The organism is Xanthomonas sp. XNM01 (assembly GCF_014851915.1).
GTDB lineage: Bacteria > Pseudomonadota > Gammaproteobacteria > Xanthomonadales > Xanthomonadaceae > Pseudoxanthomonas.
This window is the reverse complement of the sequence record NZ_JACVAP010000004.1, coordinates 1-13,866: the sequence shown is the minus strand read 5'-3', so window position 1 is coordinate 13,866 and position 13,866 is coordinate 1. Positions and strand designations below refer to the sequence as shown.

Sequence of the window (13,866 nt, the reverse complement as noted above, 5' to 3'; positions counted from 1 at the left end):
GGCGCCGGCCGTCCTGCGCTCAGCCCAGCAGCAGGCGGTTGATGCGCTGCACGAAGGCGGCCGGATCCGGCAGCGGGGCGCCGGCCGCGATCTCGGCCTGCTCCAGCAGCAACGTGGCCAGGTCGTTGGCCTTGCCCGCGTCGGGCTCGGCCTCGATCCGCTGCAGCAGCGCGTGCTGCGGATTGATCTCCAGGGTCGGCTTGCTCTCCGGAATCTCCTGGCCGGCCTCGCGCAGCAGACGCGCCAGGTGCGGCGCCATCTCGTAGTCGGCCAGGGCCAGGCACGACGGCGAATCGGTCAGGCGCGCGGACACGCGCACGTCGCCGACGCGCTCGCCGAGCAGGCCCTTGAGCTTGGCCAGCAGCGACTCGGCCGCCTTGGTCGCCTCTTCCTGCTTCGCCTTGTCGGCCTCGTCCAGCGGCAGCTCGCCCTTGGCCACGTTCTTCAGCGACTTGCCGGCGAAGGTGTGCAGGTGGCCGAGCATCCACTCGTCGATGCGGTCGAACATCAGCAGCACTTCGATGCCCTTGGCGCGGAACGCCTCGAGCTGCGGGCTGCCGGCCGCGGCCTTGTAGCCGTCGGCGGTGATGTACCAGATGGTGTCCTGGCCCTCGGCCATGCGGCCGACGTAGTCCTCCAGCGACACCGTCTGCGCGGCGCCCTCGCCCCTGGTCGAGGCGAAGCGCAGCAGGCCGGCGATGCGCTCGCGGTTGGCGTGGTCCTCGACGATGCCTTCCTTCAGCGTGTTGCCGAAGGCCTTCAGGAAGGCGGCGAACTTCCCGGGTTCGTCGCGCGCCAGCTTCTCGATCAGGTCGAGCACGCGCTTGACGCAGGCGCCCTTGATCCGCTCCAGCTGCCGGTTGTGCTGCAGCAGCTCGCGGCTGACGTTCAGCGGCAGGTCGTCGGCGTCGACCACGCCGCGCACGAAGCGCAGGTAGTTCGGCAGCAGCTCCTCGGCCGCGTCCATCACGAACACGCGCTTGATGTAGAGCTTGAGCCCCTTGCGCTCGTCGCGCCCGCCCATCATCAGGTCGAACGGCGGCTGCGACGGCAGGTACAGCAGCGTGGTGAAGCTCTGGCTGCCCTCGACCCGGTTGTGGGTCCAGGCGGCCGCATCGTTGAAGTCGTGGCCGAGCGCCTTGTAGAAGTTCTGGTATTCCTCGTCGCTGATCTCGGACTTGTTGCGGGTCCACAGCGCCGAGGCGTCGTTGGCGGTCTCCCACTCGGGCGCGGCATCGGCCTTGGCATCGTCGCCGTCTTCGGAAGCGACGTCCTTCGGCATCCGGATCGGGAACGCGACATGGTCCGAATACTTGGTGATCAGCGAACGCAGCTTCCAGCCGTCGAGGAATTCGTCCTCGTCCGCCTTCAGGTGCAGGATCACGGTGGTGCCGCGCTCGGGCAGGGTCACGTCTTCCAGCGTGTACTCGCCGCGGCCGTCGCTCTCCCACTTCGTGCCGGTCTCCGGCGCCGCGCCGGCATGGCGGGTCAGCACGGTGACGCGGTCGGCGACCACGAAGGCCGAGTAGAAGCCCACGCCGAACTGGCCGATCAGGCGCGCGTCGGCCTTCTGCTCGCCGCTCATCGCCTCAAGGAAGCGGCGGGTGCCGGAACTGGCGATGGTGCCGATGTTGGCGACCACGTCCTCGCGCGACATGCCGATGCCGGTGTCGCGGATGGTCACCGTGCGTGCGGCCTTGTCCCAGCTCACGTCGATGTGCAGATCGCCCGCGCCCGCCAGCAGGTCCGGGTTGGCGATCGCCTCGAAGCGCAGCTTGTCGCAGGCGTCGGAGGCGTTGGAGATCAGCTCGCGCAGGAAGATCTCCTTGTGCGAGTACAGCGAGTGGGTGACCAGGTGCAGGACCTGGGCGACTTCGGCTTCGAACTTGCGGGTTTCGGCGGATGCGGTCATTGCGTACTGCTTCCCTGTGGAGTGGTGCAAGCCGGGGATATGGGTGTCCCGGGCGCGGGATCAAGGCCGGCGGGGGCCGGCATGCTTGGCGAGGCGATCCGAAACGCGGCCCGGGCCCGCCCGCTCACATGACTGAAAAAGTCAGATCGGTTAACGCTTTCCGAACCTTTCACGAACGTCAATTGCCTGAATAGGCGCTTTTCACCGATTCCTCACGTTAAAGGCTCGTTAACTCGCGCTCGCATCGATCCGACAGCGGATGTGGACCGAGCACTGGATGTTTCGACCACCGCGCCCCCGAGGATTCGCCATGACCACGTTCCACCCGCGCCGGCCGATGCCGCGCCGCAGCCGCCTCAGCCTCGCCATTCCCGCCGCGCTCTGCGCCCTGGTTCTGCCGCTGGCAGCGACCGCGCAGAGCGCCGACCAGCCCACCGACCTGGACCGGGTCACCGTCACCGGCTCCAACATCCCGCGCACCGACACCGAAACCGCCTCGCCGGTGCAGGTGATCTCCCGCGAACAGATCGACCGCACCGGCAAGACCACGGTCGGCGAGTACCTGCAGAGCCTGTCGGTGGATGGCGCCGGCTCGGTGCCCAAGAGCTTCGGCAACGGCTTCGCCGGCGGCGGTGCGGCGATCTCGCTGCGCGGCCTCGGCGCCGGCTCCACGCTGGTGCTGCTCAACGGCCGCCGCATGGCGCCGTTCGGTCTGGCCGACGACGGCCAGAAGGTGTTCACCGACCTCAGCACGATCCCGCTGGACGCGGTGGAGCGGATCGAGGTGCTGAAGGACGGCGCCTCGTCGATCTACGGCTCGGACGCGATCGCCGGCGTGGTCAACGTGATCCTGCGCAACGACTTCCAGGGCGCGGTCGCCACCGTGTCCTACGGCTGGTCCGACGACGGCGGCGGCGACCAGCCCAAGGTGTCGCTGACCGCCGGCACCGGCGACCTGGTCGAGGACGGCTTCAACGCGTTCTTCAGCGTGGAGGCGGCCAAGACCGACGCGATCCGCGTCAGCGACCGCCGCAACCGCAAGTGGATCGGCACCGGCGACACCCGCCCGTGGGGCTATCCGATCGGCGGCAACCTGCCCGGGCGCATCACCGGCGGCGGCACCGGCGCCGGTGGCGGGCCGAGCGGCGCGATCGAGAACCCGATCACCGGGCGCTTCGAGTCGCTGCCCGGCTGCGCGGCGCTCTCGGACGTGACCCCGCAGGATCCGGCCGGCGGCTGCCTCTGGGACGTGGGCCGCTTCCGCGACCTGTCGCCGGAGGAGGAGTACATCAACTTCTTCTCGCGCGCGGCCTTCGCGGTCGGCGACAGCGGCGAGCTGTACATGGAGCTGAGCGCGGCCAACAAGAAGACCGTGTTCCAGAACACGCCGTCGGGCGTGTCCGGCGCCTGGGGCTACCCAGGCGGCCCGGTCAACGCCTCCGATCCCGGCCCCGGCGCGGTCGTGCTCGGCCCGGACCACCCGGACAACCCGTACCCCGGCACCGCCAACCGCCTGCGCTACACCGCCTTCGACGTCGGCCCGCGCGTGACTTACAACGACAGTCGCTTCGTGCGCCTGCTGCTGGGCTTCAAGGGCCGCGCCGGCGAGTGGGACTACGACGTGGGGTACCTGCACTCGGGCACCGACCTGACCAACGAGCGCACCGGCTTCCTGCAGTACAGCCGGGTCAAGACCGTGCTGGAGGATCCGGCCAGCCCGGTCGGCTGGTGGCGCATCGGCGACGACGCCGGGCTCAACTCGCAGGCACTGTACGACTACATCTCGCCGCGCATCAGCGCCGAGGGCCGCACCCGCCTGGACGTGGTGGACGCGAAGATCACGCGCCCGCTGATGGACCTGCAGGGGGGCGCGCTGGGCCTGGCGCTGGGCGCCGAGTACCGCCGGCAGTCGGTGTCGCTGACCCCGCAGACCTTCACCGACCAGGGCGACATCATCGGCCTGGGCTACTCGGCCTACGAGGGCGTGGAGAAGATCACCAGCGTCTACGCCGAGCTGCAGGCGCCGCTGCTGGAAAGCCTGGAACTGACTGGCGCGGTGCGCATGGACAAGTACCAGGGCGGCGACACCGCGACCACGCCCAAGCTCGGCGTGAAGTGGTCGCCGTCGGACTGGATCGCGCTGCGCGCGACCTACGCCGAGGGCTTCCGCGCGCCGAACCCGGCTGAAGCCGGCACCGGCGGCCTGGCCGCCTTCAGCACCGCGGTCGATCCGGTCCGCTGCGCCGCGCCGGGCAATGAGCCGCAGGACTGCGACGCCGGCCCGATCGCGCTGATCACCTCGCCCAACCCGGACCTCAAGCCGGAAGAGTCCAAGAGCACGACCGTCGGCATCGTGCTGTCGCCGTGGACCGGCGGCTCGCTGGCGCTGGACGCGTTCCGGATCAAGCGCACCGACGAGATCTTCGGCGGCAGCGCCGACGCGGCGATCGCGGCCGGCGGCGCCAACGTGATCCGCGGCAGCAACGCGATCCCCGGCACGCCGGGCAGCGGTTCGATCCTGGCGGTGCTGGTGGGCTACGAGAACGCGTCCTCCACCACGGTCGAAGGCTTCGACGTGGACATGGAGCAGCGCATCGACCTGGGCGAGGCCGGCAACCTGCGGCTGGACCTGCAGTTCACCCACATCAGCAAGTTCGAGCGCGAGGATGTGGATGGCAGCGTCTACGAGTTCGCCGGCACCCATGGCAACTGCGACGTGACCAACTGCATCGGCACGCCGAAGAACAAGGCCAACTTCGGCGCGACCTGGGAGATGGGGCAGTTCGCGATCAGCAGCGTGGTCAACTGGCGCGACAGCCTGCGCAACGTCAGCGAAGCCAGCGAGACCGAGTGCGCGAACGGCTTCGCCAACGGCGAGGATGCGCCCGCCGGCTGCGAGCTGGACGACTTCTACACCATCGACCTGTCGGCGCGCTGGATGCCGACCGAGCACTGGGAGCTGTTCGGCTCGGTCAACAACGTCACCGACCGCATCGCGCCGCTCGATCCGCTGACCTACGGCGCGATCAACTACAACCCGATGGATTTCAGCGGTGCGATCGGCCGCTACTTCACCGTGGGCGCGAAGTTCCGCTTCAACTGACGGAGAGTGGACTCCCGGCCGCGGCGTCGCGGCCGGTCCACGGATGGCGCGGCGGGCGGCCTGCAGGACGCGGGTCGCCCGTGCCGCGGAGCGGCAGCACCACGCTAAGCTGACGTCCCGCCGCACCGGCTTCAAGGACGCCCGCATGGCCAGGCGCAAGCGCCAGACACTGCCCAGCGACTTCTCCACGCTACTGGACGAGGCACCGCTGGAGACGCTGATCGCCACCTTCGAGCACTGCGATCTCGAAGCCCGCGGCGGCTATGCCAAGCAGACCGCGCTGTCGTTCTACAACTGCCCGGACGCCCTGCTGCACTGGCTGGTCGCGCAGGGGGCCGACCTCGAGGCGGTCGACAAGGATGGCCGCACGGCGCTGCACCATCGCGCGGCCGGCTGGAAGGGCGGCGTGGACGCCCTGCTGGCACTGGGTGCCGACCGGCATGCGCGCGACCGTCGCGGCAACACGCCGCTGCATGCCGCCGCGCAGAGCCACAAGTCCGCCTCGTTGCGCCGCCTGGTCGAGCACGGCGCTTCGGTGGATGCGCGCAACGATGCCGGCATGACCCCGCTGAAACTGGCGCTGGCCACCGCGTCCAACAGCGACATCGTGGAGACCGCGGAGATCGCCGGCGTGCTGCTGGCCGCCGGCGCGTCCGTGCAGGACGACATGCGCGCCGATGTGGAGCGGATCGGCCGCACCTTCGAGTTCCATCGGGCCGGCTTCAACCCCGAGTTCCTGGATGCCACCGATGCCGGCCTGACCACGCTCTACCGCCTGTTCGGCACCGCTCCGGCCGCCGCGCGCAGGGTGCACGACGGGTGGTCGCCGATCGTGGTGGACGACGCGGCATGGCCGGCGCAGTTCGATGCGCTGTGGCAGCTGTTGGTGCCGTCCAGCGGCGCGGCCGCCAGCGTGCAGGGCGAGGTGATCCGGATCGCGGGAAAGCTGTCGCGCGAGATCCTCGACAACGGGGCGGTGAACTGGGATGCGGACTTCCGCGCGATGCTGGCTGCGTTCGCCGCCCATCTTGGCAGCGGCACGCCGCTGCCGGCGGCGGCCCTGGTCGACGCACGGGCACTGACGCGCGCACTGCATGCCGGCGATGGCGACGAGGACGCACTGTCCGCGCTCGCCCGGCTCGCCGTGGACTGGGTGCGGCTCAACCCGGCACCGATCGCGTTGCCGTTGCCTGCCTACAGGCGCTGACGCACCGCTTCCAGGACGAGGGCGTCCGTGTCGGCGCTCCTGTTGGCCGAGCACGCCGTGCGCGGACCGCGGCCGTGCGCATCGGCGTTCCCGCCGCCGTAAGCACGCGTGTCGGCGGCACCGGTGGTTCGGCGCACCGGTCGCGGGAGCGCCGCCCCGGCGCGGCAGGATCCCTGACGCAGCGTTGAGTCGCCTCCGCGGCGACCGCCATGCCGGACGCTGCCCGCAGACATGCATGGATCGATGGCGGTCGCGGCCACCCACGCCTGCAGACAACGGCGACCCGGGTTGAACGCGTCCGCTGCCGGAACGCAGCGCGAGTGCCAGCCTTGCGCCCAGCGCGCCGACACACCGGGCCGGCACGCAGGCAGGAACGTGGCAGTCAGTGCCCGTGATCGCGGACCAGCTGCGTCGGCGTCAGGCCCGTCAGGCGACGCACGTCGTGCGACAGATGCGTGGCGTCGGCGTAGCCGGCATCCAGCGCGGCCGCGGTCAGCGTCGGCACCTGTCCGGCGAGGCGCAGCAGCCGCTGCAGACGCAGGATCCGCTCCAGCACTTTCGGGCCATAGCCGAATGCCTGCAGGCAATGGCGATGCAGGCCGCGCTCGCTGATGCCCAGACCGTGCGCCAGCGCGGGAATGCCCGCGGGCCGATCAGCCGACAGTGCAGCGAACAGCCAGGCCATGCGCGTGTCGACGACCACGTCGCTGGCGGCGACCGCGGCGAGCAGCGTCGGCAGCGGATCGGCACCCTCGCCCAACCGCTGCTGCAACGCACGGGCGCGCGTGCCAAGCACCGTGTCGGCATCGACGCGCCGGTCGGTCAATGCCTGCATCGAGGTGCCGAGCACGCGGTGGGCGGTACCGGGCGCCAGGCGCAGGCCGGTCAGCGTGGTCCCGGCCGCGAGCCGGGCGACGCTCGCCTGCTGGTCCGGCCCGGCGACGAACAGGCGCCGGCCGTCCCAGATCAGATCGACGCAGCCATCGGGCAGCACCCGGCTTTGCGCATCCGCCGCCGGCTCCACCCGGTAGCGCCAGACCCGGCACAGCCGGTCGCGCAGCGCGGGCGGCGGCAGCGCCTCGACATAGGGTGGCAGGGCCGGCAGCAGCGGAGGAATGGTCGGCATGCCGCCGATGATGACATCACGCCATGCGGTCATGTCCGCACGAGCCAAGGGACGCGCATCGCTGTCGCGTGCCCGTCGCGGAAACGCACCGCACCCGTCGTGCAGGGCGGACGCGATCACGGTCCGCATCGGGGTGTCACCGATGCGCAGGCTGGAGGGACGCCGGGTGCGGACATCACGCAGCTGGGGCGCAGCAGCGGGCGATGCCGGGGCCCTGCGTCCAGTGCAGACACGTCGGCAACATGGCGGTGGCCTCGAGCGGTCTCCTGCAGTCCTGTAGCAGCGGCCGCAGCGGCCGCCATCGGGTGGCGTTCGGCGCAGGACCATGCAGGCGACGCCGGCACCGATGCACTGCAGGCACCGGTTCCACAGGCACTGCAGGCAACGCTGCCACCAACGCACAGCGGTACCCACACAGCACGACGGCCGGGGTTGCCGGCCGTCGTGGGGTCTGCCTACGGTTCGCGTGCCAGTCGTGTCGCCTGCGGCTCGTCTCTTGTCGCAGGCCGTTGGCGTCGCGTGTGGCGCGTTCCGGTCGCGTTTCGCTTGCGCTCGACGTGGACGCTTACTTCAGGCCGCGGTGTTCGAGCAGCGGCTCCACCGACGGATCCTTGCCGCGGAACTCGCGGTAGGCGGCGGCCAGGTCCTTCGAGTGGCCGATCGACAGGATCTTCTCGCGGAAGACCTGGCCGTTCTGCCGGGTCAGGCCGCCGTTCTCGCGGAACCACTGGAACGCGTCGTGGTCCAGCACCTCCGCGCCGAAGTAGGCGTAGTAACCGGCCGCGTAGCCGCCACCCCAGATGTGGCTGAAATAGCTGGTGCGGTAGCGCGGCGGCACCGCGGCCAGGTCGACCTTGTAGGTCGCCAGCGCCTGCTTCTCGAAGGCGTCCACGTCCTGCTTCGGCGTGCCCGCCGGTAGCGTGTGCCAGGCGAGGTCGAGCAGCGCCGCCGACAGGTACTCGGTGGTCGCGTAGCCCTGATTGAAGGTGCGCGCGGTGACGATCTTGTCGACCAGCGCCTGCGGCATCGCCTCGCCGGTCTGGTGGTGCCTGGCGTAGTTGGCGAAGACCTTCGGATCCAGCGCCCAGTGCTCGTTGAACTGCGAGGGGAACTCGACGAAGTCGCGCGGCGTGTTGGTGCCGGCGACCGACGGATACTGCGTCTTCGAGAAGAAGCCGTGCAGCGCATGGCCGAACTCGTGGAACAGCGTGGTCACGTCGTCGAAGCTCAGCAGCGCGGGCTGGCCGGCCGCAGGTTTCGTGAAATTCTCCACGTTGTAGACCACCGGGATGGTGCCGGTCAGGCCGTCCTGCTCGACGAAGTTGCCCATCCAGGCGCCGCCCTGCTTGCTCTCGCGCTTGAACGGATCGAGGTAGAACAGCGCGATCTGGGTGCCGTCCTCGTCCTTGATGTCGAACACGCGCACATCCGGGTGATAGACCGGGATGTCGGTACGCTCGGTGGCGGTGATGCCGTACAGCTGGTTGGCGGCGAAGAACACGCCGTCCTTCAGCACGCGGTCCAGTTCGAAGTACGGCTTGATCTGCGATTCGTCCAGGTCGAACTCGGCCTTGCGCACCTGCTCGGCGTAGAAATCCCAATCGGCGGCGCCGGCGGTGAAGCCGCCGTTCTGCGCGTCGACCACGCCCTGGATCTTGGCCAGCTCGGCACGTGCTCGGCCGGTCGCGGCCGGCACGGTGTCGGTCAGCAGCTTCAGCGCCACCTCGGGCGTGCCGGCCATCTGGTCGGCGATGCTGTAGGCGGCGTAGTTGGGGAAGCCCAGCAGCTGCGCCTTGCGCGCGCGCAGCTCGGCCAGGCGCTGGATCGTGACGCGGGTGTCGTTGCCATCGCCCTTCTCGGCGCGGCCGGTGGACGCGGCCAGCACCTGCTCGCGCAGCGCACGGTTCTTCAGCGAGGCCAGCACCGGCTGCTGGGTGGTGTTCTGCAGGCTCAGCAGCCACTGGCCGTCCTTGCCCGCGGCCTTCGCGGCATCGGCCGCCGCGGCGATCGTGCCGTCGTCCAGGCCATCGAGCTGGGCGCGGTCGGTGACGAACACGCCGCCGGCATTGCCGGCCGCCAGCAGCTTGTTGCCGAACGCGGTCGACAGCGAGGATTCCTCGGCGTTGAGCGTGCGCAACTCGGCCTTGTCGGCATCGGACAGCAGCGCGCCGGCGCGCTCGAAGTTGCGCTGGTAGTGCTCGACCACGGTCTTCTGTTCCGGGGTCAGGCCCAGCGTGTCGCGCTGGTCGTAAATCGCCTTGACCCGGGCGAACAGCGCCGGATCCAGGTGGATCGCATCGCTGTGCTCGGCCAGCTTCGGCGCCAGCGCCTCTTCGGCGGCTTGCAGGGTCTCGTTGGTGTTGGCGCCGGCGAGGGCGAAGAACACGCTGGTGGCGCGGGTCAGCAGCGCGCCGCTGCGCTCCATCGCCTCGATGGTGTTCTGGAAGGTGGCCGGCTCGGCGCTGTCGGCGATCTGGCGGATCTCGGCCAGATGCTGCTTCATGCCTTCTTCGATCGCCGGCTGGTAGTCGGCGTCCTTCAGTTTGTCGAACGGCGGCGCCTGGAACGGCAGGGTGCTGGCGGCCAGCAGCGCATTGCCGGTGTCGGCCGGCTGTGCGGCGGTGGGGGTGTCGGTCACGGGGGCGGACTCTTCTTTGGAGCAGGCAGCCAGCGCCAGGGTGATGGCGGCGGCGAGCAGGAGCGGACGGGTCATGGACAGGGGTTCGCGGGAGCCCGGATCGGGCGCCCGCACACTCTACGCCTGCCCGCGCCGCCGGTGATGTGCCTGCGGTGGAACGTTGTGCCGCATGGCCGCAACCGCGCCCGCGCTGCCGCCATCCATCGGCGGACGCCGGTTCAGGCCTGCGCCCACGATGCCGGCCCGCGGACGGTGCGGCCCGGCCGGTGCGGGTGCCGGATGGCCTTGCCACATGGCCTCGCCCTGCGTGTCCACCGGGCTTCGTGGCGGTCAGCGGGGCCCCGCCCCTGACGCGACGGCAGGCGACGGCACGTGACCCACGTGCCGTCGCACCGGCGAGGTCAGCCGCGCGGATCGAGCCGCAGCAGACGACCCTGCCCACCGCGACGGCCATCCTCCAGCAGCCAGACCGTGCCGTCCGGGCCCTGCTCGATCTCGCGGATGCGGGTGCCCATGTCGTAGCGCTCGGCCTCGCGGGCACTGTCGCCGTCGAAGGTCACCCGGACCAGCGCCTGCGAGGACAGGCCGCCGATCAGGCCGCTGCCGGTCCAGCCCGGGTAGCGGTCGCCGCTGTAGATCACGAAGCCGGCCGGCGAGATCACCGGCGTCCAGGTGATCACCGGCGCGCGGAATTCCGGGCGGGTGGCGTGGTCGGGGATCGGCCTGCCGCCGTAGTGGTTGCCGTTGGAGACGATCGGATAGCCGTAGTTGGCGCCCTTCTCGATCAGGTTCAGCTCGTCGCCGCCTTCCGGCCCCATCTCGTGCACCCACAGCCGGCCGCCTTCGCCGAAGGCGATGCCGAGCGGATTGCGGTGGCCCAGCGACCAGACCTGCGCGGCCACCCCGCCCTGCGACGCGAACGGGTTGTCGGCCGGGACCGAACCGTCGTCGCGCAGGCGGATGATCTTGCCCATGTTCGAGGCCATGTCCTGCGCCGGATCGAACTTCTGCCGGTCGCTGGAGGTGATCCACAGCAGGCCGTCGTCGCCGAACGCGATGCGGTGGCCGTAATGGCCCTGGCCCGACACCTTCGGCACCTGGCGCCAGATCACCTGCAGGTCGTCCAGCGTGCCGCCACCCTGCGCGTCCAGCACCAGCTTCGCCCGCGCCACCGCGGCGCCCTGGCCGCCGTCGCCGGCCTCGGCATAGCTCAGGTACACCCAGCCGTTCCGTGCGAAGCCGGGATGCAGCACCACGTCGCCGAAGCCGCCCTGCCCGCCATGCTCCACCTTCGGGACGCCGCCCACCTTGCTGCGGGTGCCGGCCTCGATGTCGTAGACCACCAGCGTGCCGGCCATCTCGGTGACCAGCAGGCGACCATCGGGCAGGAAGGTCATCGCCCACGGCGCGTCGAAGCGGGTGATCTCCTGCGCCTCGAACGGCTTGGCCGCAGGCGTGGGCGCCTGCGCCTCGGCGGTGGTCGCGGCAAGACCCGCAGCCAGGGCGGAGGCGAGCAGAAGGACGGTGAGCGGACGGGGCATCGGACACCTCGGTCGGATTTCGGAAAGATCCCCGATCCTACCGGCTGGCGCGTGACAGGGGCGATGCACGGCGCAGCCGCGGCGCGTTGCACGCAGCGTCCATGCTGCCCAGCACCCGTGCATCGCCATGGATGTCATCCGGGCCTGCAGCCCGCCAGCCCCGGCGCAGGCGCAGGCGCAGGCGCGGCGTTGGCGGACAGCGCGCCACGCCACGCCTGCAGCGTGACGTCGATGCCACGCCAGCCGCATCCACCGTCGTCGGAACGCAGCCCATCGAACGCCCTGCCCGCAGTGCGCACGGCAGCCGACCGCGACGGGCACGGGGACGCCATCGCAGCGGTCAGCCCCGATCCAGCGGGCTCACCACACCACTGCCGCCGCGGTTGAGCACGTGCGTGTAGATCTGCGTGGTCGCCACATCCTTGTGGCCCAGCAGTTCCTGGACGGTCCGGATGTCGTAGCCCGCCTCGATCAGATGCGTGGCGAAGCTGTGCCGCAGCGTGTGCGCCGATACCGGCTTGGCGATGCCGACCTGCCGGCACGCGCGCTTGAGCGCCCGCGCCAGGCGGTCCTCGTCCAGGTGATGGCGCCGCTCCTCGCCATCGGCAGGATCGCGGCTGCGGCGCGGCGCCGGGAAGACGTACTGCCAACCCGACTCCCTGGCCGCATTCGGGTACTTGCGCGCCAGCGCATGCGGCAACCACACGGCGCCGCAGCCTTCCGACAGATCCTGGCGGTGCCATTGCAGGGCACGTTCGATCTCCTGCCGCAGCGCCGGTACCAGACTGGCCGGCAGCATGGTCCGACGGTCCTTGCCGCCCTTGCCGTCACGCACCAGGATCTCATTGCGCTGGAAGTCCACATCCTTGATCCGCAGCCGCAGCCCTTCCATCAGCCGCATCCCGGTGCCGTACAGCAGGCTGGCAAGCAGCCCGACCCGTCCATCCAGACAGGCCAACAACGCGCGGACTTCCTGGACAGACAGCACAGTCGGCAGGCGTGCCGGACGCTTGGCCCTGGTCACGTTCTCCATCCAGGGCAGGTCGATGCCCAGCACCTCCCGATAGAGGAACAGCAGCGCCGACAGCGCCTGGTTCTGGGTACTGGCACTGACCTGCCCCTGCACCGCCAGTGCGGTGAGGAACGCCTCGACCTCGGCTGCCCCCATCTGTGCGGGGTGCCGCTTGCCGTTGGCCAGGATGAAGCGCCGGATCCACGCGACATAGCTGCGCTCGGTGCGCAGGCTGTAATGCTTCACCCGGATCCGCTGCCGGACCTGCTCGAGCAGCCGCGGCTTGCCCGGCTCCACCTTCCCACCGGATGGCACCGCATTCTGGGGGTGATAAGACATCGCACCGCATTCCGCTTTGTATGCACCGAAGGGTCCGACACCCGGGTGGCTCTGAGGCATCCGCCAAGTCGTTGATCGGGGGTCAGATTTACCTGATTGACGGCATCTTCACGCGGATGAATACTCGGCGTTATCCCGCGGAATCGCGGACTACTAAGTGTTAGGCATGCCCAACCGCCTTCTCTCTAACATCAACAGGAATGCATATGGACAAAAAAAATTACGCTGCAGCAGGGTCAGCAGCCGCTGCAGTTGCAGCGACAGCAGCTGCATTTACTCCTATAGGCATGGTTGGTGCTGCTGGTTTTGCGATAGCTGGAATAGTTGCCGCATTAAATAAATCTCAAGACGACCTGAAAGAGGCTGAGAGCAAAGGAATTACATCGCTTGAGGACGAGGCAAAGAAACAAAGAGTCAACATGGAATTCCAGGCCCACCAAGCAAGAGTGGCTCAAGAGCTAGCCATCGCTCAAAGGATCTACTTCTCTGACACAGTCGAGATCGAGGAGTTCTACGACGGACAAGGGAAAGGATCTCTTGGCGTGAAGGGAGATGAGTCAGGGATCACGCTGGGGGCATCTGGAGAGGGGCGTCGTGTAACGAAGCGAATCATAAAGTTCGCTGGCTGGGGGAAGCCTTCACCCAGTTCCGAAGAACAAGCCTAACAATTCATGTATGGACTCCCTTTGCAACAGCACACAGCGTGATCATTGACGGGCGAAGCGGATCGGTTGCAGTCGTGTATTCGGCCTTGGGGTGAGCGCGGAGCGCTCGGGCCATCATGAAATCCGCGGATCGGGGCCTATCGTTCAAGCGGCGTCGTGCGCCGGAATTGTTATCGGCCTTGTCCGATCCGGGGAGCGAGCCCTTCGTCATGACATGGATCGTGCTGCACTGCTGACGCTGAAACGCTTTTTGATTCTCCCGACGCGTTACATGGACTGTTTCACCGCATGCGGCTTGTGGCCGACATGGCGCGGATCGAACG

8 protein-coding genes are annotated in these 13,866 nt (G+C 69.2%); 3 read left to right on the top strand and 5 right to left on the bottom strand.

Going from position 1 to position 13,866, the window contains the following annotated elements; genetic code table 11:
- Positions 1-19: 19 nt before the first annotated feature.
- Positions 20-1,912 (bottom strand): molecular chaperone HtpG, encoded by a 1,893-nt coding sequence (gene htpG, locus IB242_RS14225; protein WP_192280678.1) that lies wholly within the window; start codon positions 1,910-1,912, stop codon positions 20-22.
- Positions 1,913-2,222: 310 nt separating this feature from the next.
- On the opposite strand from htpG, the gene IB242_RS14220 reads away from it, so the two are divergent.
- Together IB242_RS14220 and IB242_RS14215 are read left to right on the top strand one after the other, a co-directional pair.
- On the top strand, positions 2,223-5,015 hold the full coding sequence (locus IB242_RS14220) for a TonB-dependent receptor (RefSeq protein ID WP_192280676.1): 2,793 nt from the start codon (positions 2,223-2,225) through the stop codon (positions 5,013-5,015).
- 145 nt (positions 5,016-5,160) lie between these two features.
- Entirely contained in the window at positions 5,161-6,222 is a 1,062-nt protein-coding gene (locus tag IB242_RS14215; RefSeq protein ID WP_192280673.1) for an ankyrin repeat domain-containing protein, read from the top strand.
- Between the two features lie 382 nt (positions 6,223-6,604).
- Here the strand turns inward: IB242_RS14215 and IB242_RS14210 are convergent, their stop codons facing one another.
- The 4 genes from IB242_RS14210 to IB242_RS14195 form a co-directional block, all read right to left on the bottom strand.
- The gene (locus IB242_RS14210) at positions 6,605-7,348 is read right to left on the bottom strand and encodes a helix-turn-helix domain-containing protein (RefSeq protein WP_192280670.1); all 744 of its coding nucleotides are present in this window, start codon (positions 7,346-7,348) and stop codon (positions 6,605-6,607) included.
- Between the two features lie 565 nt (positions 7,349-7,913).
- Entirely contained in the window at positions 7,914-10,061 is a 2,148-nt protein-coding gene (dcp, locus tag IB242_RS14205; protein WP_192280667.1) for a peptidyl-dipeptidase Dcp, read from the bottom strand.
- 326 nt (positions 10,062-10,387) lie between these two features.
- Entirely contained in the window at positions 10,388-11,527 is a 1,140-nt protein-coding gene (locus IB242_RS14200) for a PQQ-dependent sugar dehydrogenase (RefSeq protein WP_192280664.1), read from the bottom strand.
- 340 nt (positions 11,528-11,867) lie between these two features.
- Entirely contained in the window at positions 11,868-12,878 is a 1,011-nt protein-coding gene (locus IB242_RS14195; protein ID WP_192280661.1) for an integron integrase, read from the bottom strand.
- A gap of 206 nt (positions 12,879-13,084) precedes the next feature.
- Here IB242_RS14195 and IB242_RS14190 point away from each other — a divergent pair, with 206 nt between their 5' ends.
- Entirely contained in the window at positions 13,085-13,543 is a 459-nt protein-coding gene (locus IB242_RS14190; protein ID WP_192280658.1) for a hypothetical protein, read from the top strand.
- Positions 13,544-13,866 lie beyond the last annotated feature (323 nt).